The organism is Dactylosporangium sp. NPDC006015 (genome assembly GCF_040614215.1).
Lineage (GTDB): Bacteria > Actinomycetota > Actinomycetes > Mycobacteriales > Micromonosporaceae > Dactylosporangium > Dactylosporangium maewongense.
The window spans coordinates 81,584-102,231 of sequence record NZ_JBEXUD010000013.1 but is presented as its reverse complement, the minus strand read 5'-3'; the positions used below and the strand labels follow the sequence as shown (position 1 = coordinate 102,231).

22 protein-coding genes and 1 pseudogene are annotated in these 20,648 nt (G+C 72.5%); 16 read left to right on the top strand and 7 right to left on the bottom strand.

Annotated elements, in window-relative coordinates; all coding sequences use genetic code 11:
* Positions 1-54: 54 nt before the first annotated feature.
* Complete coding sequence (locus ABZ321_RS24265; RefSeq protein ID WP_354894835.1) at positions 55-753, top strand: SDR family oxidoreductase; 699 nt, start codon at positions 55-57, stop codon at positions 751-753.
* Here the strand turns inward: ABZ321_RS24265 and ABZ321_RS24260 are convergent.
* The 3 genes from ABZ321_RS24260 to ABZ321_RS24250 all read right to left on the bottom strand — a co-directional run bounded on the left by ABZ321_RS24260 (position 725) and on the right by ABZ321_RS24250 (position 2,622).
* Positions 725-1,150, bottom strand: a complete 426-nt coding sequence (locus ABZ321_RS24260; RefSeq protein WP_354894832.1) for a hypothetical protein — start codon at positions 1,148-1,150, stop codon at positions 725-727. The genes ABZ321_RS24265 and ABZ321_RS24260 overlap by 29 nt on opposite strands.
* A 135-nt stretch (positions 1,151-1,285) precedes the next feature.
* Complete coding sequence (locus ABZ321_RS24255; protein WP_354894829.1) at positions 1,286-2,077, bottom strand: hypothetical protein; 792 nt, start codon at positions 2,075-2,077, stop codon at positions 1,286-1,288.
* Positions 2,074-2,622 carry a SigE family RNA polymerase sigma factor gene (locus ABZ321_RS24250; RefSeq protein ID WP_344511004.1) on the bottom strand — a complete coding sequence of 183 codons (549 nt, stop codon included), beginning with the start codon at positions 2,620-2,622 and terminating at the stop codon, positions 2,074-2,076. Before ABZ321_RS24250 ends, ABZ321_RS24255 begins: the two co-directional genes overlap by 4 nt.
* Positions 2,623-2,705: 83 nt before the next feature.
* On the opposite strand from ABZ321_RS24250, the pseudogene ABZ321_RS24245 reads away from it, so the two are divergent.
* From ABZ321_RS24245 to ABZ321_RS24220, 6 genes and pseudogenes are all read left to right on the top strand, one after another.
* Positions 2,706-3,071 (top strand): annotated as a pseudogene (locus ABZ321_RS24245) (hypothetical protein); the annotation flags it as partial.
* A 128-nt stretch (positions 3,072-3,199) separates the two neighbouring features.
* A complete protein-coding gene (locus ABZ321_RS24240) occupies positions 3,200-3,337 on the top strand; it encodes a hypothetical protein (RefSeq protein ID WP_354895176.1) in 138 nt (45 codons plus the stop codon).
* 75 nt (positions 3,338-3,412) lie between these two features.
* Positions 3,413-4,294 (top strand): prenyltransferase, encoded by an 882-nt coding sequence (locus ABZ321_RS24235; RefSeq protein ID WP_354894826.1) that lies wholly within the window; start codon positions 3,413-3,415, stop codon positions 4,292-4,294.
* Between the two features lie 53 nt (positions 4,295-4,347).
* On the top strand, positions 4,348-5,148 hold the full coding sequence (locus ABZ321_RS24230) for a MerR family transcriptional regulator (RefSeq protein WP_354894824.1): 801 nt from the start codon (positions 4,348-4,350) through the stop codon (positions 5,146-5,148).
* Between the two features lie 12 nt (positions 5,149-5,160).
* Positions 5,161-6,108 (top strand): hypothetical protein, encoded by a 948-nt coding sequence (locus ABZ321_RS24225; RefSeq protein ID WP_354894821.1) that lies wholly within the window; start codon positions 5,161-5,163, stop codon positions 6,106-6,108.
* Between the two features lie 44 nt (positions 6,109-6,152).
* Positions 6,153-6,623 carry a DinB family protein gene (locus ABZ321_RS24220; RefSeq protein WP_354894818.1) on the top strand — a complete coding sequence of 157 codons (471 nt, stop codon included), beginning with the start codon at positions 6,153-6,155 and terminating at the stop codon, positions 6,621-6,623.
* 5 nt (positions 6,624-6,628) lie between these two features.
* Here ABZ321_RS24220 and ABZ321_RS24215 read toward each other — a convergent pair whose 3' ends face one another.
* Positions 6,629-7,114, bottom strand: a complete 486-nt coding sequence (locus ABZ321_RS24215; RefSeq protein WP_354894815.1) for a DUF5997 family protein — start codon at positions 7,112-7,114, stop codon at positions 6,629-6,631.
* 23 nt (positions 7,115-7,137) lie between these two features.
* Between ABZ321_RS24215 and ABZ321_RS24210 the strand changes: the two genes are divergently transcribed.
* The 4 genes from ABZ321_RS24210 to ABZ321_RS24195 are packed head-to-tail and all read left to right on the top strand — an operon-like array spanning position 7,138 to position 9,596.
* The gene (locus ABZ321_RS24210; protein WP_354894812.1) at positions 7,138-7,806 is read left to right on the top strand and encodes a LysR family transcriptional regulator substrate-binding protein; all 669 of its coding nucleotides are present in this window, start codon (positions 7,138-7,140) and stop codon (positions 7,804-7,806) included.
* Positions 7,803-8,273, top strand: a complete 471-nt coding sequence (locus ABZ321_RS24205) for an aminoglycoside adenylyltransferase (protein ID WP_354894809.1) — start codon at positions 7,803-7,805, stop codon at positions 8,271-8,273. The genes ABZ321_RS24210 and ABZ321_RS24205 overlap by 4 nt, the downstream gene beginning before the upstream one ends.
* A gap of 20 nt (positions 8,274-8,293) precedes the next feature.
* On the top strand, positions 8,294-9,100 hold the full coding sequence (locus tag ABZ321_RS24200) for a DUF72 domain-containing protein (RefSeq protein WP_354895168.1): 807 nt from the start codon (positions 8,294-8,296) through the stop codon (positions 9,098-9,100).
* A gap of 46 nt (positions 9,101-9,146) precedes the next feature.
* The gene (locus tag ABZ321_RS24195) at positions 9,147-9,596 is read left to right on the top strand and encodes an SDR family NAD(P)-dependent oxidoreductase (RefSeq protein ID WP_354894806.1); all 450 of its coding nucleotides are present in this window, start codon (positions 9,147-9,149) and stop codon (positions 9,594-9,596) included.
* A gap of 61 nt (positions 9,597-9,657) precedes the next feature.
* Here the strand turns inward: ABZ321_RS24195 and ABZ321_RS24190 are convergent, their stop codons facing one another.
* Entirely contained in the window at positions 9,658-10,431 is a 774-nt protein-coding gene (locus tag ABZ321_RS24190) for a hypothetical protein (protein WP_354894803.1), read from the bottom strand.
* 65 nt (positions 10,432-10,496) lie between these two features.
* The gene (locus ABZ321_RS24185) at positions 10,497-13,259 is read right to left on the bottom strand and encodes a BTAD domain-containing putative transcriptional regulator (protein ID WP_354894800.1); all 2,763 of its coding nucleotides are present in this window, start codon (positions 13,257-13,259) and stop codon (positions 10,497-10,499) included.
* Between the two features lie 131 nt (positions 13,260-13,390).
* Between ABZ321_RS24185 and ABZ321_RS24180 the strand changes: the two genes are divergently transcribed.
* The 5 genes from ABZ321_RS24180 to ABZ321_RS24160 all read left to right on the top strand — a co-directional run bounded on the left by ABZ321_RS24180 (position 13,391) and on the right by ABZ321_RS24160 (position 19,536).
* Positions 13,391-15,004, top strand: a complete 1,614-nt coding sequence (locus ABZ321_RS24180; protein ID WP_354894797.1) for an RICIN domain-containing protein — start codon at positions 13,391-13,393, stop codon at positions 15,002-15,004.
* Between the two features lie 56 nt (positions 15,005-15,060).
* Complete coding sequence (locus ABZ321_RS24175) at positions 15,061-16,791, top strand: carbohydrate-binding protein (RefSeq protein WP_344510980.1); 1,731 nt, start codon at positions 15,061-15,063, stop codon at positions 16,789-16,791.
* Between the two features lie 199 nt (positions 16,792-16,990).
* Entirely contained in the window at positions 16,991-18,454 is a 1,464-nt protein-coding gene (locus ABZ321_RS24170; RefSeq protein ID WP_354894794.1) for an RICIN domain-containing protein, read from the top strand.
* Between the two features lie 144 nt (positions 18,455-18,598).
* On the top strand, positions 18,599-19,069 hold the full coding sequence (locus ABZ321_RS24165) for a hypothetical protein (RefSeq protein WP_354894791.1): 471 nt from the start codon (positions 18,599-18,601) through the stop codon (positions 19,067-19,069).
* On the top strand, positions 19,066-19,536 hold the full coding sequence (locus ABZ321_RS24160; protein ID WP_344510974.1) for a hypothetical protein: 471 nt from the start codon (positions 19,066-19,068) through the stop codon (positions 19,534-19,536). Before ABZ321_RS24165 ends, ABZ321_RS24160 begins: the two co-directional genes overlap by 4 nt.
* Here ABZ321_RS24160 and ABZ321_RS24155 read toward each other — a convergent pair.
* The gene (locus ABZ321_RS24155; RefSeq protein WP_354894788.1) at positions 19,533-20,558 is read right to left on the bottom strand and encodes a LacI family DNA-binding transcriptional regulator; all 1,026 of its coding nucleotides are present in this window, start codon (positions 20,556-20,558) and stop codon (positions 19,533-19,535) included. The genes ABZ321_RS24160 and ABZ321_RS24155 overlap by 4 nt on opposite strands.
* Between the last annotated feature and the right edge of the window lie 90 nt (positions 20,559-20,648).

Sequence of the window (20,648 nt, the reverse complement as noted above, 5' to 3'; positions counted from 1 at the left end):
TCTCCAGCCGCGCGTCGATGCCATACCGTGATCGGACCACTTCGGGAGGTAACCATGAAGATCGAAGGATCCGTCGCGCTGGTCACCGGCGCCAACCGCGGCCTCGGCCTGCACATCGCCCGCGAACTGCTCGCCCGCGGCGCGACCGTGTACGCGACGGCCCGCGACCCGCGATCCGTCGACCTGCCCGGAGCGACGGTCCTGCCGCTCGACGTCACCGACGCCGCATCGGTGGAGGCCGCCGCGGCCGCGGCCGGCGACGTCACGCTGCTGGTCAACAACGCCGGCGTGGCGACGTTCGCCAACCTCGTCGACGGCGACCTCGACGACATCCGCCTCGAGATGGAGACGCACTTCTTCGGCACGCTCCGCGTGGTCCGCGCCTTCGCCCCGATCCTGGCCGCCAACGGCGGCGGCGCCGTCGTCAACCTCCTGTCGGTGCTGTCGTGGATCACGTTCCTCAACGCCACGTCCTACGCCGCGGCGAAGGCGGCCGAGTGGAGCCTCACCAACGGCATCCGCCTCGAGCTCGCCGCCCAGGGCACCCAGGTCTCCGGCGTCCACCTCGGCGCCGCCGACACCGACATGATGTCCCGCTGGGACGTGCCGAAGCTCGACCCCGCGGCCGTCGCGACCGCCGTGGCCGACGGCGTCGCCCGGGGCGACCTGGAGATCCTGGTCGACGACGCCGCCACCGGCGCCAAGCAGGCCCTCGCCGCCGACCTCAGGATGGTGTACCCGCAGCTGTCGTGACCGCCCCGCCCGCCGCGGCCAGCCGGTCGGCGAGCAACTGCGTCACGGCCGGGGTGCCGGTGATGCCGTCCCCCGTCAGGCGCGCGTAGGCGTCGACGGCCTCGGCGATCGTCATCCCGTCCCGGCGGAGCACCGCGAGCAGGCGCACCCGCACCGGACGGTTGACCTCGGGGTCGGCGTGCACCCGGGCGAGCCCGACGCGGGCGATGAGCGCCTCCCGTGCGATTCCGGTCAGCGGACCCCGACCGCAGGCCTCGCTCGCGGCGCCGCAGTCGCACTGCGTCGAGATGGACGACTCGATGTGCCCGTAGAAGACCAACTCCTGCGGCCAGCTACGGCTGGTGCCGCCGCACTGGGCGCACGGCGCCAGCAGCACGTCACCTTCACGCCGCAGCACGCCGCCACTGTACCGACGACCGGCGGCGCTGCGGGGAGCGCGACCGCACCGGCGCTGAGGCCGTGGGAAGGCGGGCGGAGCTGGCGTGGCGCCGGCTGGTCGCCGGCGCCACGCGTCTGCCTCGCTAGGACGGCGTCAGGGCAGCATCGCCGGGTTGCCGGCCAGCGCCGCGACCTGGTCCGCGGTGAGGAACGCCTTGTCCAGGGCGGGTTTGCGGTCGGTGGCGGTGTCGTGGGGGTAGACGGGGACGGTGCGCTGGGCGGCCACGCTGAAGTGGCCGCCCTGCAGGTAGCGGCGGGCGACGATGACGTCGCCGCCGTCGCCGTGGTCCTCCAGCCAGACCACGACCTGCACGCCGGCGACGTCGACGACGCGGCACTCGCGGCCCGCGTCGGGCAGGGCGCACAGGCCGCCGGGCGGCACGGTTTCGCTGGTCTGCGCCAGGTACGCGCCGAGGTAGCCCTCCCCGTGCCCGTCCGAGACGACGACGTGGGCGGACATCACCACGAGCGCCGAACCGGTCGGCGAGTCCAGGCGCATCGCCGGCGTGCTCGGACCGGCGAACGGGTACTGGGTGTGTCCCGAGTACCCCGCCGGCAGGGCCGCGACGAGCAGGTCGTACACGGCGCGGTCGTGCGTCGGGAGCGCCTGCGCCGACGGTACCGGCGCCGCGGACGCGAACTGAGAGCCGGCGGGCTGCGCGGCGGGCACGGCGACGAACGGCGCGGGGGCCGTCGGGCGGGACGGCAGCAGCGCGGGCGCGACCAGGGCCGCCGCGACCGTCACGCCGGCGAGACCCGCGGTGGCGGCGACGACCCGGTCGCGGGTCCTCGCGGCCCGGGCGGCGACCGCGAGGACCCGCTCCGCCTCACGCAGCGGCGGCGCGTCGTCGAGGGCGAGGTCGCAGAGCATCTTCACGTCGTTCACTGGAGTCCTCCGGGGCTGGTCGGTCTGAGGTCTTCGAGGGTGTCGCCGAGCACCTCGCGCAGGTTGTCGAGGCCGCGGGCGGTCTGGCTCTTCACGGTGCCGGTGGAGCAGCCGAGCACGTCGGCGACCTGCTCGACCGACAGGTCCGCCCAGAAGCGCAGCACCAGCACCGCCCGCCGCCCTTTCGGGATGCGCAGCAGCGCCCGCTTGAGCACCTGCCGGTCCTCGACGCCCCGCTGGTCGGGGACGCTCGCGTCGAGCACCTCGTCGTCGGGCGTCGGGCGTTCCCGCCGCCACGGCCGCCGGCGCTCGTCGAGGAAGGCCCGCAGCAGCACCCGCCGCGCGTACTGGTCGAGCACGTCGTGCCGGTCGATCCGGCCCCACGCGCGGTACAGCTTCGTGAACACCGTCTGGGTCAGGTCCTCGGCGAGGTGCCAGTCCCCGCACAGCAGGAAGGCGGTGTTTCTCAGGTGTCCGGCGCGGGCGGCGTAGTACGCGACGAACTCGTCGTCGTGCGGGCGCCGGCCGCGCCTCAGAATTCGCATCATCATCGCGATAGACACGTACAGCACGCGGAATTGGGTTGCTCGGGCAGGCGGTCACGCTCACGCCTCTGGCGAGCTCGCCCGTGACAACGCACCGCCGAGGGCCGGTAGGCTGCGGGTGGCCGCTACTGGCGCGGGTGGACACCACCGGGGACCGGCCGGATCGATGGGTGTGGCGCCGTCCGCCTGGGCGCCTCCGGGAAGCAGACGTCCTGCGAAACGGAGGCACGGTGGACCTGCGCCATGGCATGAACCCGCACCAGCGACCCGCGAAGATGACATCGATCGACCCGGGGCGGCCGCCGTTGCGGTTCCTGCACGGGGCGCCGTCGTTCGTGAACGTGCTCGACGCGGCCGGGGCCTGGCAGCTGGTGCGGGAGGCAGCGGCCGCGCTCGGCGGGCCGGTCGCGGCGTCGTTCAAGCACGTGTCGCCCGCCGGGGCCGCAACCGCGGGTCCGCTCGACGGGGTCATGGCCGCCACGTACCGGCTGAATCCCGCCACGACCGGGAGGCATGGCTGGCCGGGAGGGACGGGATCGCGTTCGTCTCCGACGGGGCGCTGCCCTTCGCCGACAACGTGGAGCACGCCGCCCGGCACGGCGCGCGGTACATCGCCGAACCGGGCGACTCGATCCGCTCCACCGACGTGTCCGCCGAGTGCGACCGCCGCGGCATCACCCTCGTCCGGACGGGAATCCGGCTGTTCTGCCATTGAGCCCGGAGGCACGGCGGCCCCCGGCATGACGCGGCTCTCAGTGCGGGCACAGGGATCGAGGACGATGATCGGGGTATGACGGCGGTGTTGGAACGTCCGGCCGCGGTACTGGTCGCGGTCTCGCGGCCATGGTTCTGGCCGGTGTCGTGGGTGCCGGCGTACCTCGGCACGGTGCTGGCGGGTCACGACTGGCTGCCCGCGCCGGCCGACCGGGGGCGCGCGCTCGTGGCGCTGCTTGTGCTCGGGCCGCTCATCTGGGGCGCGGTGCTGGCCCAGAACGACCTGCAGGACCTGCGCAGCGACCGCGACAACCCGCGCAAGGCGACGGCCCCACTGGTCACCGGAGCGGTCTCCGCCAGGCGTTTGCGGGTGTGGTACCGGTGGCTGGCGGTCACCTGCGTCGCGGCCGCCCTGTACGTGGGTCCGCTGTTCGTGCTCGGCGTCGCCGGGGTGCTGCTGCTCGGCTGGGCGTACAGCGTGCCGCCGCTGCGGCTGAAGACCCGGCCCGGCTGGGACGTCGCGGTCAACGCGCTGGTCGTCGGGGTCGTGTCGCCGGCCGCGGGCTGGGCGATCACCCGGCCGCCGTGGGAGTTCCCGTGGCAGTTCGGGCTGATCGGCCTGCTCTTCGCCGCCGCTCTGTACGTGCCGACCACCGTCACCGACCTGGCCGCCGACACGGGCGCGGGCGACACGACGTTCGCCGTGCGGTTCGGTCCACGGTCCGCGCACCGGCTCGGCGTCGCGCTGTGGGCGGCGGCGCTGGCGTTCTGCGTGCTGCTGGCATGGCTGGACGTGCTGGTGCCGCGCTCGACGCTCGTGCCGCAGCTGCTGATGACACCGGTCCTGCTCGCCGCCTACGCGGTCCTGACCCGCCGCCCGACGATCACGAAGATGGCCGTGGTGTCGATCCTGTTCGGCATCCCCACGATCGGCTTCGCGCTCGCGTACATCGGCTGACGCGGCGGCGGGTCCTTGACCTTGCCCCAAGGGAAGGCCGCAGACTCGGGGGCGTGGACGGAAAGCACCTGCTGGCAGGGCAGTTCGGGGCGGCCTCGCGGCTGTCGCCGAAGGCCCTGCGTCTGTACGCGGAGCAGGGGCTGCTCATCCCGGCCGAGGTGGACCCGGCGACGGGCTACCGCTACTACCGGCCGGACCAGCTGCCCCGGGCCCGGCTGATCGCCAGGCTCCGGTCGCTCGGGCTGCCGCTGGCGAAGATCGGTGCCCTGCTCGACCTCACCGCGCAGGCGCGGGCGCTGGAGCTACGGGGGTGGTTGCGCACGCAGCGCGACCGGCTCGACGAGCGCGCCGCGGTGGTCGAGGCGGTCGACCGCTCCGGCGAGGACCTCGCGCTCGCCGGAGCGGTCCGGCTCCGGGACGTCGCCGCGACCAGGGCCGTCTGCCGCCGGCGGCAGGTCGACATCCGCGGGCTGAAGGACCTGATCCGCACCGCGGAGCGGGACATCCGGGCGCACCTGCGCGACTCGGGGCTGCCCGCCGACGGCCTGCGACGGGTCTGCTTCCACGAGCTGGTCACGCCCGACAGCGAGGCGCCGGTGGAGGTGTCGGTCGCCTGCACCGGCCCCGTCGACCCGGTCGACGACCTGTACGTGCGGCTGATCCCGGCGCACACCGAGGCGTACCTGCCCGTGCCGGCGCCGATGGAGGACTATCCGCTGATCCTGCGCGTGTACGACGCCGTCGAGGCGTGGACGGACGCGCGGCCCGGGATGGTGACCACCGGCCGCCCGTACGAGGTCTACCCGGGCACCGCCGGCGCGCGGTTCGACGTCGCATACCCAGTCTCACCATAGGAGCACCGATCCATGCGTCACGTGCCCTACGTCGGCAACGGCCCGTACTGCTACAGCAACTCGTTCGCCATGCTGATGGGGGCGGCGGCGCCGCCGACCGCGGTCATCGAGGTCACCACCGGTGGCCCGTTCGGCATGCAGCTCGTCGCCGGCACGACGGTGTTCTTCGACGCGTACGGCTGGAACCCCGGCATCGGCTGCGGGCGGGCGCTGGACGCGCTCGGCTGGACCTCGGCCGTCCACAGTGGAGGGGACGCCGCCACCGCGCTGGCCCGCCTGGCTGCCGCGGTGGAGGACGGCCCGGTGTGGGCGGGGCCGCTGGAGATGGGCCACCTGCGGCACCAGCCCGAGATGACCGGGCCGATCGGCGCCGACCACTTCGTCGTCGTCCTCGACGTGGACGGCGAACGGGTCCTGGTCCACGACCCGCACGGCCACCCGTACGCGCAGGTGCCGGTCGCCGACTTCATGGCGGCCTGGCGGGCGGAGACGGTGGACTACGGCGAGCCGTACACCATGCGCACCGGCTTCACGAAGGTCGCCGACGTGACCGACGCCGACGCGATCCGCGCCGTCATCCCCGCCGCCGTCGAGTGGCTGGGGGTGCGGGCCGGCGCCGGCATGCCGCCCGGCAGCCTCGCCAACGCCGCGGCCGCGCTGCGGTGCGCCGAGCTCGTCGCGGCCGGCGCGGGCAGCGGGCTGCGCGAGCACCTCATCCACTTCGCGATCCGGGTCGGCGCGCGCCGGCTCAGCGACACCGCCGACTGCCTGCGCCTGGCCGGCTACCCCGACGCGGCGGGGATCGCCGCCGGCCAGGCCCGCCTCGTCGGCGCCCTGCAACACCCGATGGTCACCGGCGACCTGCCCGCGGCCGCCGCCCTGCTGCGCGCGCTCGCCCCGACGTACGACCGGCTCCGCGCGGCGCTCATGGAACCCCGGACGACCGGGACGCCGCTATGATCTTGTGACGTGACGTCGTTCCCGTGCCGCCTGGAGGTCGTGTGATGACCGGTTTTCACGACCCGATGCGGGTGCAGCTGGAGGCGTTCGTCGACGAGCACCGCGAGGCGCTCGCCGCGTGCCTCGACGGGCTCACCGAGGAGCAGGCGCGCCGGTCGCTGGTGCGGTCCCGCACGACGCTGCTCGGGCTGGTGAAGCACGTCACGTTCGTCGAGAAGGTGTGGTTCGACGAGGCGGTCACCGGCCGCCCCCGGGCCGAGATCGGGATCCCGGAAACACCCGACGAGAGTTTCGTCCTCGACGACACGGACACGATCGCCACCGTGCGTGCGTCGTTCCGGGAGACCTGTGCGGCCTCCCGGCGGGCGACGGCGGGGCTCGACCTGGACGACCTGCTGCCCGGCAACCGCCGGGGGTCGCTGCCGTTGCGCTGGGTCTACCTGCACGTGCTGCGCGAGCTGGCCCAGCACTGCGGCCACGCCGACATCCTGCGCGAGCAGCTGCTGGACGCGTAGCCGCGCTACCGGCCGCGGCGCGCGGCGGCGGCCTTCCTCGGGGCGGCCTTCCTTGGGGCGGGCTTCTTCGCGGACGCCACCTTCTTGGCGGGCGCCTTCTGCTGGACGGGCGCGGCGGCGGCCTCTTCGCGGGCGGCCTGCAGGCGGCGCTCCTCGCGCTTGTTCTCCGCGTGGATCTCGCGCTCCTTGACCAGCCACTCCGGCGGGTCCGCGGCGAGGGCGGCGATCTGCGCGGTCGTGAGCGGGTCGGTGATGCCCCCGCGCGCCAGCCCGCTGTTGGACACCCGCAGGCGGGCCGCGACCACGTTGCGCGGGTGCGGGCCGTCCTTGCGCAGGTCGGCGAGCCACTGCGGGGGGTTGCGCTGCAGCTCGTCGAGTTCCTCGCGGGACACCATCCCGTCCTGGAACTCCTGCGGGGTCGCGGGCAGATACACGTCGAGCTTCAGCGCCGCCGTGGCGGGCTTCATCACCTGGGACTTCTTCGGGCTCACGCGGCCAAGGGTACCCTGGCCGGATGCCCACGCCGTTTCGCCTGCTCGTCGTCCCGGGGGTGACCGTGGACAAGTGGACCCGTCTGTGGGCCGAGCGGCTGCCCGACGTGGAGCTGCTGGTCGAGCCCGTCCCGGCCCAGGACGCGCCGGGGCTGCTGCTCGACGGTGCCGACGCGGGGCTGGTCCGCCTGCCGGTCGATCCGGACGCGTTCCACGCCATCCCGCTGTACACCGAGACCACCGTCGTGGTCGTCCCGAAGGACCACCTGCTCACCGCGGGTGAGGAGCTGACCGTCGCCGACCTGGCCGACGAGACCCTCCTGAGCCCGCTCGACGACACCCTGACCTGGCCGTCGATGCCTGCGGCGGTGCTGGCGGAGCGGCCGGAGACGACGGCCGTCGCGGTCGAATGGGTCGCGTCTTCGGCAGGTGTACTGGTGGTGCCGCAGTCCCTCGCCCGCGCGCACCATCGCAAGGACCTGACCTACCGCGTGCTGACCGACGCCCCGACGTCGTCCGTCGGGCTGGCCTGGGTGCGGGACCGCCACACCGACCTGGTCGAGGAGATGATCGGCATCGTCCGTGGCCGCACCGCGAACAGCACCCGCGGCCGCGCTCCGGAGCAACCCGCCGGGAGAAGACCCGCCAGGCAGCAGCAGCAGCCGGGCGCCAAGGCCCGCAAGCGGCGATGAACGAGGCCCAGGTGCGCGAGGTGCTCGACGCCCTCGAGGCGGCCGGCTGCCCGCACTGGATCTCCGGCGGCTGGGGCATCGACGCCCTGGTCGGCCGGCAGACGAGGGAGCACCGGGACCTCGACCTCGCCGTCGACGCCGCCCGGGAGGTCGAGGCGCTGCGGGCCCTCGAGGCGCTCGGCTACCGGGTCGAGACTGACTGGCGCCCCGTCCGCGTCGAGGTCGCCGGCCCCGGCGGCGGGTATGTCGACCTGCACCCGGTGTCCTTCACCGGAGACGGTGAAGGTCGGCAGGAGGGGCTCGACGGCGGCTGGTTCGACTACCCGCGCGCCGACCTCACCATCGGCACGATCGGCGGCCGGGCCGTGCCGTGCATCTCGAAGCGGCTTCAGCAGGTCTTCCACCAGGGCTACGAGCCCCGCGAGGTCGACCGGGCGGACCTGCGGCAGCTGGGGGACTGCCCGTGAAGCTGCACGTGGGGTGCGCGATGTGGACGCACAAGGCGTGGCAGTGGCCGGGGAAGGAGCGGCTCAGGGCGTACGCCGAGCGGTGCACCGCGGTCGAGGGCAACACCACGTTCTACGCCACACCGGCCAGGGATACCGTCGAGACGTGGGCGCGGCAGACCGGGCCGGACTTCCGGTTCGTGGTGAAGCTGCCGAAGCGGGTCACCCACGAACGGCGCCTGACCGACGCCGGCGCCGACGTGCGCGCGTTCCTCGACGCGATCGAGCCGCTGGGCCCTCGCACCCACGCCGTGTGGATCCAGCTGCCCGCGTCGTTCGGGTCGGGGGACGTGCCGGTGCTGGAGCGCTTCCTGCGCCGGATGCCGCCGTCGCTGCGGTGCGCCGTGGAGGTCCGCCACCTGGACTTCTTCACCGACCGGGCGGCGGCCCGCGAGCTGGAGACGGCCCTGGAGACGGTGGCGGCGGAGTGGGTGCCGTTCGACACGACCGCGTTCTTCACCAGCCCGCCGACCAGCGACGCCGAGCGCGACGCGTGGACGAAGAAGCCGCGGGTGCCGCGGCGGACCAGAGCGCTGACCGGGACACCGATCGTGCGGTACCTCGGCCGCGACGACCCGGACCGGACGGTCGACGGCTGGCAGGCCTGGCTCGACGTCGTGACGGGCTGGCTGCGGGAGGGCCGGTCGCCGACGGTCTTCGTACACACGCCGGACAACGCCGACGCGCCCGCCCTCGCCCGTCGCTTCCACGACGAGGTCCGGGCGCGCCTGCCGCAGCTCGCACCGCTGCCGGAGCCCGAGCCGGCGGAGCCCCTCACCCTGTTCTGAGGACGACTTGCCTTCGAGCGCGCTCGAAGGTGCAGGGGTGGGAGGTATGAACGCGAACCATGGAGCGAAGACCACCGTCGCCGAGGTGATCGACGGCGTCGACCTGCGCGGACGGACCGCGATCGTGACCGGCGGCGCGTCGGGCATCGGCACCGAGACGACCAGGGCGCTCGCCGCCGCCGGCGCCCGGGTGATCGTCGCCGTCCGGGACGTCGCGAAGGCCAGAGGCGTCGTCGAGGCGGAGTTCGACGAGCAGGGCCGGCCGCTGCAGGACTTCAAGACGACCGGGCAGGGCGCGGCGACGTCGGTCTACGCGGCGGTGTCGCCGGACCTGGCCAAGCGGGGCGGGCAGTACCTCGAGGACTGCGCGGTCGCCGCGGAGTACGGCGGCAGCGGGCCGTTCCGCGGGTACATGCCGTACGCCCGGGACCCGAAGCGCGCCGCCGAGCTGTGGGAGCGCAGCGAGGACTGGGTCGGGCAGGCCCGCAAGGGATGACGTGAGGCACCGGCCCCGGCGGCGCGGTGTTGCCGGGGCCGGTGCGGTCAGGAGGGACCTCTCAGTAGAGGTCGGTGGTGCTGGCGCCGCCGAAGCCCGGCGCGGTCACGGTCAGCCGGGTGGCGTTGATGGTGCGCTGGTCGGGCATCGTGACCCGGCCGGTGCCCTCGTGCGCCGGCAGCGTGTACGTCCAGTACCGCGGCGTCTGCACCCGCTCGTGTGTGCCGGGGATCGTGTACCAGACCCAGTAGTCCCAGCGGACCGTGAAGCCGGTCTCGCCGATGACGTTGTCGTCGAACGAGATCATCCACTGCTGGCCGTTGTGGAACGACACGATGTTCGAGATGGCCGGCGCGTTGTAGGTGCGGCAGCCGAGCTGCGGGTTGCCCGTGGGGGTGGCGCCGGACGGCGTCACGTTGATGGCGTAGGCGCAGACGGTGTGCGAGCCGTGCTTCGCCGGGATCACCGCTTCGTAGCCGCGGTACGCCCCGAAGTACGGGTACACGGCCGCGACGTCCGACCGGTACGTGTTCGCGACGGTCGAGCCGGCGTACGTGCCGTCGATGTACACGTGGACCTGCAGCGCCGCGGCGGTGTCGCCGTCGGCGGCCCAGCCTTCGACGCGGACGCCGCTGCCGGTGAACGTGACGGCGTCGAGGGCGCCGCGGGGCGGGGTGTCGATCGGGCCGGGGTCCGGGTCAGGGTCCTGGTCGCCGCACGCGGGCGGCGGCACAGGTTGGTTGCACAGCGGCGTGGCGTGCGCCGCCCCGGGCACGGCTATGGCGCCGGCCAGGGCGAGCAGCGCCGCCGCGGTGGCTCTGGTCAAGGACTTCATCGAATACTCCGTGGTTGTAGCGGAGGACCATCGTGCGGCCCGCCGCGTGCAATCCACGTGCAATGTCAGAGCCCGTCGATGTACGCGCGCACCGCCGCCCGGTCCATCAGCTGCCCGCGCCGGTGCGCCGCGTCGTACTCCGTCGGGGCGAGCCGGGACGTGACCGCGGCCACGTTGCGCGGGCCGTTGAGCGGGTCCATGCGCTGCGGTGAGTAGCCGACCTGCCCGCCGAGCGCGTCGACCGCGCCGAGCAGCACCGCGCCGGCGCCTGGCCGGCCGGTGAGGGCGAGCGTGCCGGCGAGCAGGTGCGTGGTGGCGAGCCAGCCGGTGACGTCGTCCTCCTCGTCCAGGTCGCGGGTGGCGCGGCGGGTGAGCGTGTAGGCCTCGTCGTGCTCGCCGTTGACGGCGGCCTGCTTGGCGCGGATCCAGCGGGCGGAGCCGGCCGACCAGACGAAGCCGCAGCGGGTGCCGACCTCGATCGCCTCGTCGAGGGCGGCCGCGGCGGTCTCCGCGTCGCCGCTCGCACCGGCGATCAGACCGATACTGATCAGCGCCTCGGGCAGGACCCAGTCGGCGCCGCTGGCGATGGCCTGCTCGCGGGCCTCCTCGCCCATCTTGGCCCCTTCCTCCAGCTGACCGCGCAGGCCCAGCGACAGGGTGAGGTACGCCGACGCGCGGGCCAGGGTCGTGGGGTGGCCCGCCGCACGGGCGAGCTCCAGGGCGACGAGGATCGCCTCGGTGCTGGCGGCGACGTCCCCGGCGAGGTACTGCAGGCAGGCGATGCCGGTCAGCGCCCTGGCCCGGTCGTCGCCGGGCGCGTCCGGGGCGGCGTCGAGGCCGGCCCGCAGCCAGCGCAGCCCCTCGGTGATGTGGCCGGTGCGGTACCAGAACCAGGCGAGGTCGGCGGCGAGCCGCAGCCCGGCCGCCGGGTCCTCGCCGCCGAGGGCGAACGCGAGCGCGGCGCGGGTGTCGTCCTGCTCGGCCGAGAGGGCGCGCAACCACCAGCGGGCGTGGGGTCCGCGCAGCTCCCGGTCGGCGGTCGCGGCGAGCTCCGCGGCGCGGGCGAGGTGGCGGCGGCGGACCGCGCGGCGCTCGTCGTCGCCGAGGCGGCGGCCGGCGTACTGCCGCAGCGTCTGCAGCATGCGGTAGCGCCGCGGTGACGTGTCGGGCAGCGTCGTGACCAGCGACGCGGTGATGAGCCCGGTCAGCGGCGTGAGCACGTCGCCGGCGACGCGTTCGGCGGCGTCGAGGTCGAACGTGCCGGCGAAGACGCTGAGCCGCGCGAACGTGTCCCGCTGCGGCTGGTCGAGGAGCCGGTAGGTCACGTCGATCGCGGTGTCGAGGCTGCGGTGCCGGGCCGGCACGTCGCGGCGGGCGGTCCGCAGCGCCGCCGGGTCGTCCAGCCGCTCCAGGATCTGCGCCGGGGACAGCGCGACGAGCTGCCCGGCGGCGAGCTCCACGGCGAGCGGCAGGCCGTCGAGGCGTTCGCAGATCCGGGTGACGACGGCGCGCTCGGCGGCGTCGCAGCGCCAGTCGGGGGCGACGGCGGCGGCCCGGTCCAGGAACAGCTCGACCGCGGCGGTCGCGGCGGGCAGCGGCGGCACGGGGTGGCGCCGCTCGCCGCCGATGCTCAGCGGCACCCGGCTGGTGACGAGGATCCGCAGGCCGGGCAGGCCGGTGAGCAGCCGCGGTACGACGCCGGCGAGGGCGTCGACGAGGTGTTCGCCGTTGTCGACGAGCAGGACGATCCGCCGGTCGCCGACGACCGCGGCGACGCCGGCGAGGTCGGTGGAGACGGCCAGGCCGAACGCCTGGGCGAGGGTCGGCTCCAGCAGGGTGTCGTCGGCGAGCCCGGCGAGCTCCGCGACGCACACGTCACGGCCGAGCCCGCGGCACACCTCGGCCGCGAGGCGGCTCTTGCCGCTGCCGCCGGGCCCGACGAGCGTGATCAGCCGGTGGTCGCGCAGCAGCGCCCGCACCTCGGCGACCTCGACGTCGCGGCCCAGGAACCGGTCCGCGGGCAACGGCGGCGGCTGGGGCAGCGCCGGCGCCTGGGGTGGCTGAGGCGGCTGGGGGAGCGCGGGGACCGCCGGGCCGAGGTGCGGCTCCTGCCGCAGGATCGACTGGGCGAGGGTGGCCAGCTCCCCGCCCGGGTCCAGGCCGTACTCGTCGGCGAGCATGATGCGCGCCTCGTGGTAGGTGGCGAGCGCCTCGGCCTGCCGGCCCGCCCGGTACAGCGACAGCATCAGCCTCGCGCGGCTGCCCTCCCGCAGCGGGTGCTCCGCGACGAGCGCCGACGCCGCGGCGACGGCCTCCGCGGTGCGGCCGAGCCCGAGCAGGGCGTCGACCCGCAGCTCCGCGGCGACCTGGCGCAGTTCGGTGAGGCGGGCGATCTCCGCCTGCGCGGCGGGGTCGTCGGCGAGGTCCATCAGCGCCGGCCCGCGCCACAGCGTGAGGGCCGCGTCGATGCTGCGCAGCGCCGCCGCCGGGTCCGCGGTGAGCGCCTCCCGGCTCCGGGCGACCCCGTGCTCGAAGCGCTGCGCGTCGATCTGCCGGGCGCAGGCGACGACCCGGTAGCCGCGCTGGTGCCGTTCGAGCGTTTCGGGGCCGATCACCCGGCGCAGCCGCGACAGATAGGTCTGCAGGGCGTTCTTCGCGCTGGGTGGCGGGTCCTCGCCCCACACGCCGTCGATGAGCCGGTCGACGCTGATGACCTGGTCGGCGTCGAGCAGCAGGGTGGCGAGGACCGCCCGGGGTTTCGGCCCGCCGAGCGCGACGACCCTGCCCGCGGCGATGACCTCCAGCGGACCCAGGATCCGAAACTCCATGTGACTCCTTGCGGTGGTGCGAGGCGTCGAGGGTGTCACACGGGTGCCACTGCGGTGGGCGTGTCGGTCTTGTGAACGACACATTTCGAAACGGCTTCGGGATCATCGGTACGGGTCCATACCGTGTCGGCATGTTGCGACGACTCCTCACCGTCCTGGCGCTGCTGGCGCCGCTGCTGGTGCCCTTCGCGGCACCGGCGCCGGCCGGCGCCTCGACCTTCGCGCCCGCCGGCGGGCGGCTGATGTTCGCCGGCCAGTCCACGAAAGTGTCGTGGGACGACTACACGTCGTTCGCCGCCGCGCCCAGCGGCGGCTCCGTCTACTACGAAGTGAAGTCCGGCACCTGGGTCAACGCCGGGCACCGCGACTACGCCACGTTCCTGGCCCAGCAGGGCAAGATGATCCAGGTCGGCGTGTCGTGGAAGGACAACCCGCCCGGCTTCGACGGCGGCGACGAGAACACCAAGGCGGCCCGGTCCCGGGCGGTCACCGCGGAGCTCGCCGCCGGCGGTTACGCCGCGCAGTTCAACCAGCTCATCGCGTTCATCAATCAGTACCCGAACGCGAAGTTCTTCCTGCGCCTGGACTACGAGGTGTCCAGCTTCTACCACTGCACCGACGCCTCGTGCTCCTCGTACAAGAACGCGTTCGCCCGGATCCGCTCGCTGATCGAGGGCCAGAAGCGGCAGGACAACGTCACCTACGTGTTCCACCCGGTGCGCGGCGAGTACGAGCAGATGTACCCCGGTGACGCCGTCACCGACTGGGTCGGCGTGTCCGTGTTCGCCCACGAGCTGTGCATGCCGATCTATGACAACGGATACCTGTACAACGGCACCCCGCCCCAGAACTACGACACCGGTGCCCTGCAGTGCCGCAACGCCTACATCGGCACCGACGCAGGCGGTAACCAGGCCGCGGTGTGGAAGAACTGGGACTACGACGGCAACGTGCTCAAGATGATGAAGTTCAGCAAGGACCACGGCAAGCCGATGATCGTGTCGGAGTCCGGGATGATGAACTTCACCGACAACGGCGGCGACACCGCCGGCATGGAGGAGACCCGCGGCGACATGTGGGTCAAGCGGCTGTTCGGCCTGATGAACTACAGCGGCCCGATCCCGAACCTGTCCGGCAGCTACGACCTGCGCGACGTCATCAAGGCCGCCGTCTACATCGACCTGGACTTCCGCTACGGCTGGGACGGCATCCAGGACGGAAGTTTCGACTTCCCCGTCAACTCCACCTGGTTCGTCGACGGCCGGCTGTCACGGTACGGCGCGGCGAAGGCCTCCTTCTGCCAGGGCCTCACCGACCGCGGCTTCGTCACCACCTGCTCCGGCGGCAGCACCGGCACCGTCAACCGGATCATCGGGCAGGGCTCCAACCGCTGCATCGACGTCAGCGGCGGCCGGACCACCGACGGCGCCGCCGTCCAGCTGTGGGACTGCCTCGGCAACGGCGCGCAGCAGTGGCGCCGCAGCGGCAACACGTTCGTCAACCCGCAGTCGGGCAAGTGCCTCGACGCAGCCGGCGCCGGCACCGCCGACGGCACCGTCCTGCAGCTGTGGACCTGCCTGAACAACAGCGCCCAGCAGTGGGTCGTCAACGGCAACGGCACGATCACCAACCCCGCCTCCGGCAAGTGCATCGACGCCACCGCGTGGGGGACCGCCAACGGCACCCGCCTGCAGCTGTGGACCTGCGGCGCCGGTCAGTCCAACCAGAACTGGCGCCTGGCCTAGCACCTGTGTAAGTAGGACGAAACCCCCGAGAACAGTACGAAAGGGAAATCCGCCACATGTCCCGAAGATTCAAGATCGGCCTGGGCATCTTTGCGGCGACCGTCGTCGCCGTGCCCCTCATCACCGCCGTGACCACCCAGTCCGCCAGCGCCGTGGCCGGCCGTAACCTGCCGCCCAACGGCAAGGTCATGTTCCTCGCCGGTCAGACCACCCCCGACCTGACCGCGTACAAGCAGCAGGTGCTCGACGTCGACGCGTCCTTCCCCCGCCCGGGCGGCGTCACGCTGTACACCAACATCTCGCCGAACGCGTGCAACGGCCTGACCGCCACCTGCAACCTGAACGGCAACATCTTCAACTTCAACCAGACCCTCGCCGAGTACCCGGGCGCCGCGCTCGCGGTCGGTCTGTACCTCGCGGACAACCCCGGCTGCGCCAACCAGCCGCTGCGGGCGATCATCGGCCGGCAGGACGCGGACATCGCCGGCGCCCTCGGCCAGCAGTACCGGCAGAACCTCGACAACCTGATCGTCTACCTGCGCAACACGAACCGGTCGGTCTACCTGCGGGTCGGCTACGAGTTCGACGGCCCGTGGAACTGCTACAACTACGACTTCTACAAGGCCGCGTTCCGCGTGGTGAAGCAGCGCATCGACGCCCTCGGCGCCACCAACGTGGCGACGGTGTGGCAGAGCGCCAGCTACGCCAAGGACGGCGACGCGCAGTACAAGTTCGACTTCAGCAACCCGAGCCACCTGTCCGACTGGTACCCCGGCGACGACGTCGTGGACTGGGTCGCGCTGAGCACCTTCTACTGGGACGCGAACTACCGCCAGTACCAGTGGGCCTGCGACAACCCGACGAGCAGCCCGAAGGTCCTCTACGACCGGGTCCTGAACTTCGCGCGTAGCCACAACAAGCCGGCGATGATCTCCGAGTCGACCCCGCAGGCGTACCGCACCGCCAACCTCGACGCCAGCTGCACCAACGTCAACAACCGGGTCTCGCTCAACGGTGACTGGACGAAGATCGGCACCTGGTACAACGAGTACTTCAACTACATCAACAGCAACGCCGACGTGCTGCGCGGCGCCGCGTACATCAACAGCAACTGGGAGGCCATCGCCCAGTTCGCCTGCCCGCCGGGTGCCTCCTCGGGCCAGCCGGGCTGCTCCGACGGGTACTGGGGCAACAGCCGCATCCAGGACAACGCCAACATCAAGTCGAACTTCAAGCGGGAGCTGCAGAACTCGCTGTTCGTCAACGGCACCCTGACCGGCCGCGGCGCCAACTGGGGCGGCGGCACCGGCCCGACCACCCAGCCGCCGACCAGCAACCCGCCGACCTCCAGCGGGCCGACCGGCAACCCGGGCAACCGCAACGCGTTCGCCACGATCGAGGCCGAGTCGTACAACAGCCAGAGCGGCATCCAGAAGGTGACCACGTCCGGCGCCAGCGGCGGCCAGGAGGTCGGCTACACCAACAACGGTGACTGGATCAAGTTCGACGGCGTCGACTTCGGCGGCCGCAACCCCAACCAGGTCGTGTTCCGCTACTCCTCGGCCCGCCCGACGAGCCAGGCGTTCACCCTGGAGTTCCACGCGGGCTCGGCGACCGGCCCGGTCATCGCCGCACCCGGCATCCTCGGCACCGGCAGCTGGACGACGTACAAGGAGATCGCCTTCAACGTCAGCAACCTGCCGGCCGGCACCACCTCCATCACCGCGGTGATCCGGTGCAGCGACAGCGCCGACGTGATGGACATCGACTGGTTCCGCTTCCAGTAGCGGACCAGCCGCAGGACCCGTGGTGGCCGTCGGCGTCGGCTGCCACGCCCAAACCCGGCGGCGGTGAGCAGGGGTGCCCACCGCCGCCGGTCCCTGCGTGGGAAAGGCCCATGTAAACAACCGAAAAACATCGAAACCGCTCGGTGTCCTGCACCGTTCATACCTACCTTGAGGGCCCCAAGACCCCCAAGGAGGTTCGATGAAGGCAACCGTCCGCCAACGGCGGCCGTTCCTCATCGCGGGCGTCGCGCTGCTCATGGCTCTCACCGGCCAGATCAGCGCGGCGTCCGCGCACGTTCCCGTAGCACTGTCAGAGCCGTCGGTGTTCGGTGCCGACGCCCGTCCGGTCGCGCAACCGTCGGATGACGCCTCGCGCGGGCTCGTGCACCGCGGCCTGGTCGCCGACAAGGCCGGCGCCTGCGTCGGCGGGCTGCGGGTCACCGCCGTCAACCCGGTCATGTGCACCCACGGCCCCGACGCGCCGCCCAACGGACTCAGCGTGAAGTCGCCGGTCGCCGCCGCTCCCGCCACGGTTGCCGCCGCCGTCGCCGCGCTGCCCGTCTGCGAGGGCGACGGCGTCTCCGGCCGCCGCGTGGAGATCCTGTACGTGCACGGCAACACCGACCGGTACGGCCAGTTCCTGGAGACGTTCCGCCAGATCGGCGAGGGCGTCGACGTCATCTACAACGAGAGCGCCAAGGAGACCGGCGGCGAGCGGCACGTCCGCTTCGTCACCGAGTCGGTCAACGGGCAGTGCCGTCCGGTCGTGCGCAGCGTGCGGGTCGCGGACTCCACCCTCGGCGATTTCGGCGCGAGCGTCAACGCCGTCAAGGCGCTGGGCTACAACCGCACCGACCGCAAGTACATGATGCTCACCGACGCCAACGTGTACTGCGGCATCGGCGGCTTCGCCGGCGACACCCGCAAGAGCGACGACAACCGCTCCAACTTCGGCCCCGAGTTCGGCCGGTCCGACAACGGCTGCTGGAACGCCGCCGTCGCCTCCCACGAGCTCGGCCACAACCTCGGCGCGGTCAACAACAACGCGCCGAACGCGTCCGGCGGCGCGCACTGCACCGACGAGTACGACGTCATGTGCTACTCCGACGAGCCCAACCACCCGCCGATGCGGTACATCTGCACCGACCGCAACCACGAGAACCGGCTCGACTGCGGCCACAACGACTACTACTCGACCGCCCCGGCACCCGGCTCCTACCTGGCGAACAACTTCAACGTCGCCGACAACCTGTTCCTGATCCGCGGCGGCCAGTCGCCGATCCGCACGATCGTCGGCGTCGGCTCCAACAGGTGTCTCGACGTCTCCGGCGGCAGAACCGCCGACGGCACGGTCGTGCAGCTGTGGGACTGCCTCAACAACGGCGCCCAGCAGTGGCGTCAGGTCGAGCTCGCCCTGGTGAACCCGCAGTCCGGCAAGTGCCTGGACATCGACAGGGCGGCCACCGCCAACGGCTCGAAGGTCCAGCTGTGGACCTGCTATGGCAACACCGCCCAGCAGTGGGTCATCCGCTCCGACGGCTCCATCTTCAACCCCCCGTCGGGCCGCTGCCTGGACGCCTCAGGCCGCGGCACCGCCAACGGCACCCCAATGATCATCTGGGACTGCCTCGGCCTGCCGAACCAGCAGTGGTCGGTGCGCTGACCCGTGGTATTGACGTCGGTCATGGGCCGGTCATCCGGTCCGGCCCATGACCGACCCCGCTGAACGTGAGGATCAGGCGCGGGGCCTGTGAGGATCGTGCAAAGGGCAAGGCGGGGCGCGACGACGGGCGCCTATGTTCGTCACGTGCGGCGGGGGTTGCGGACGGCGGCGTGGGTCGTGGTGGCGGTGCTCGGTGGCGCGTGCTTCCTGGACCGCCTGCCGGCCTCGCGCCACTCGGAGCAGCGCGACGTCGTCCTGACCACCGACATCGTCGCCGGCGTCTGGGTCGGCCACGTCAGCGGCGCCACGTACACGTTCAGGCCCGATGGCACGTTCGACGCCTCCGGTGTACCGACCGTCACCTTCGACGACAAGGCGTTCCACGTCGGCGGGCCGTTCGGGCCGTTCCGGTGCAAGGGCTCCTGGCGCATCGCCGAGGACCGTCATCTGCTCGTGCTCGGCATGACCTCGGTCCGCGACGAGCACGACAAGCAGCCGTATCCGCAGCCGCGCGAGGTGACCTTCACCGCGACGCAGTGGGTCAGCGATCCGCCGGACGACCCCGTGGAACCGATCACGCTGGGCCACGGCAAGGACGGGATGACGAAGCGATGAAGCGGCGCATCGCACTGGCCGTCGCCGCGCTGGTCCTGACCGCGGGCTGCGCGATCGGGGACATCCTCGAAGAAGGACCCACGGCGTCGGTGGCGCTGGAGGCCACCTCCTACGTGGGTGTCTGGGCCGGTCATCAGAGCTCGGTCCGCTACGACCTGAAGCCCGACGGCACCTTCACCGCGACCGGCGTGCCGGTCGCCCACCTGGGCTCCCTTCATGAGCGCACCGGCCGGGTGGGCCCGTTCCACGGCCACGGCCAGTGGAAGCTCGACGACCCGACGGAAATCGCGACGCCGATCGCCCGCGCGGCCGTGCTCACCTTCGACGAGCTGCTCGACACGGACGACACGCGGGTCGAGCAGCGCACCGTCAAGCTCTGGGCCTGCATGCCGACGCACCCCGAAGCCAGCCACGTCCTGATGATGCGGATCGAGGACGACTGGTTGCAGCGTCCGCCGGCCGGCTAGGCGGCCCGCGGGGGTGCCGTGCTCTCCCGGACGACCAGGTCCGTCGCGAGCTCGATGCGGGTGGACTCGAGGCGCTCGCCGTTGACGATGCGCAGCAGGGTGCGGGCGGCGACGACGCCCATCTCGTGCAGCGGCTGGCGGATGGTGGTGAGCGGCGGGGCGGTCCACTGCGCGAAGTTCAGGTCGTCGAAGCCGACGATGCTGATGTCGCCGGGGATGGTGAGCCCGGCGCGGCGCACCGCCTCGTAGACGCCGGTGGCCTGCTGGTCGCTGCCGGCGAAGATGGCCGTCGGCGGGTCAGGCAGCTCCAGCAGCGCCTGCGCGGCGTGCAGGCCGCCGTCGTGGTGGAAGTTGCCGTAGCGGATGAGCCGCCGGTCGACCGGCAGGCCCGCCGACTCCAGGGCCGCGCGGAAGCCGGCGATGCGGGCGCGGGTGCACTGGAACTGTTCGTGGCCGCCGATCGCGGCGATCCGCCGGTGTCCGAGCGCGGCGAGGTGCTCTGCGGCGCTGTAACCTCCGGCGAAGTTGGTGGCGCCGATCGCGGGCGTGTCGGGCGGCGGCTGGTTGACCGCGTCGACGATGACGAACGGCAGGTTGCGGCGGGTCAGGTCCTCGTGCTGGCGCTCGGCGAGCTCGGACAGCACGAGGATCGCGCCCTCGGAGCCGCGGGCCAGCAGCGACTCGACCCAGCGGCGGGTCAGCGACTGCCGGTTGTGCACGGCCGACACGACCAGGGCAAGCCCCGCCTCCTCGACGACCTCCTCGACGCCGGTGAGGATCGAAAGCCCCCACACGCTGTCGAGCTCGTTGATGACGAGGTCGACGAGGTCGTTGCGCCGGCGGCGGCCGTTCTTCGCCGCTCGCGGCCGCTGGTAGCCGCGCTCGGACATGAGCCGCTCGATGGTTTCGCGGGTCTTCGCGGCGACGTCCGTGTGACCGTTGAGCACCTTCGACACGGTCGAGATCGCGACGCCCGCTTCCTGCGCGATCTCCGCCATCGTGGGGCCGGTCTTCATCGTCATGGTTCACCTGTGTTTCGAAAACGATTGTCGAACCATCGGGGCGTGGCTTGTGATCGGCACCGTACACCCCACACCCCCATTCCGAAACAT

Excerpts from the sequence above, each read along its gene's own strand:
- ABZ321_RS24265 (WP_354894835.1), top strand. The coding sequence starts at position 55 with ATGAAGATCGAAGGATCCGTCGCGCTGGTCACCGGCGCCAACCGCGGC.
- ABZ321_RS24250 (WP_344511004.1), bottom strand. The coding sequence starts at position 2,622 with ATGCGAATTCTGAGGCGCGGCCGGCGCCCGCACGACGACGAGTTCGTC.
- ABZ321_RS24235 (WP_354894826.1), top strand. The coding sequence starts at position 3,413 with ATGACGGCGGTGTTGGAACGTCCGGCCGCGGTACTGGTCGCGGTCTCG.
- ABZ321_RS24225 (WP_354894821.1), top strand. The coding sequence starts at position 5,161 with ATGCGTCACGTGCCCTACGTCGGCAACGGCCCGTACTGCTACAGCAAC.
- ABZ321_RS24220 (WP_354894818.1), top strand. The coding sequence starts at position 6,153 with ATGACCGGTTTTCACGACCCGATGCGGGTGCAGCTGGAGGCGTTCGTC.
- ABZ321_RS24210 (WP_354894812.1), top strand. The coding sequence starts at position 7,138 with ATGCCCACGCCGTTTCGCCTGCTCGTCGTCCCGGGGGTGACCGTGGAC.
- ABZ321_RS24205 (WP_354894809.1), top strand. The coding sequence starts at position 7,803 with ATGAACGAGGCCCAGGTGCGCGAGGTGCTCGACGCCCTCGAGGCGGCC.
- ABZ321_RS24200 (WP_354895168.1), top strand. The coding sequence starts at position 8,294 with ATGTGGACGCACAAGGCGTGGCAGTGGCCGGGGAAGGAGCGGCTCAGG.
- ABZ321_RS24195 (WP_354894806.1), top strand. The coding sequence starts at position 9,147 with ATGAACGCGAACCATGGAGCGAAGACCACCGTCGCCGAGGTGATCGAC.
- ABZ321_RS24190 (WP_354894803.1), bottom strand. The coding sequence starts at position 10,431 with ATGAAGTCCTTGACCAGAGCCACCGCGGCGGCGCTGCTCGCCCTGGCC.
- ABZ321_RS24185 (WP_354894800.1), bottom strand. The coding sequence starts at position 13,259 with ATGGAGTTTCGGATCCTGGGTCCGCTGGAGGTCATCGCCGCGGGCAGG.
- ABZ321_RS24180 (WP_354894797.1), top strand. The coding sequence starts at position 13,391 with ATGTTGCGACGACTCCTCACCGTCCTGGCGCTGCTGGCGCCGCTGCTG.
- ABZ321_RS24175 (WP_344510980.1), top strand. The coding sequence starts at position 15,061 with ATGTCCCGAAGATTCAAGATCGGCCTGGGCATCTTTGCGGCGACCGTC.
- ABZ321_RS24170 (WP_354894794.1), top strand. The coding sequence starts at position 16,991 with ATGAAGGCAACCGTCCGCCAACGGCGGCCGTTCCTCATCGCGGGCGTC.
- ABZ321_RS24160 (WP_344510974.1), top strand. The coding sequence starts at position 19,066 with ATGAAGCGGCGCATCGCACTGGCCGTCGCCGCGCTGGTCCTGACCGCG.
- ABZ321_RS24155 (WP_354894788.1), bottom strand. The coding sequence starts at position 20,558 with ATGACGATGAAGACCGGCCCCACGATGGCGGAGATCGCGCAGGAAGCG.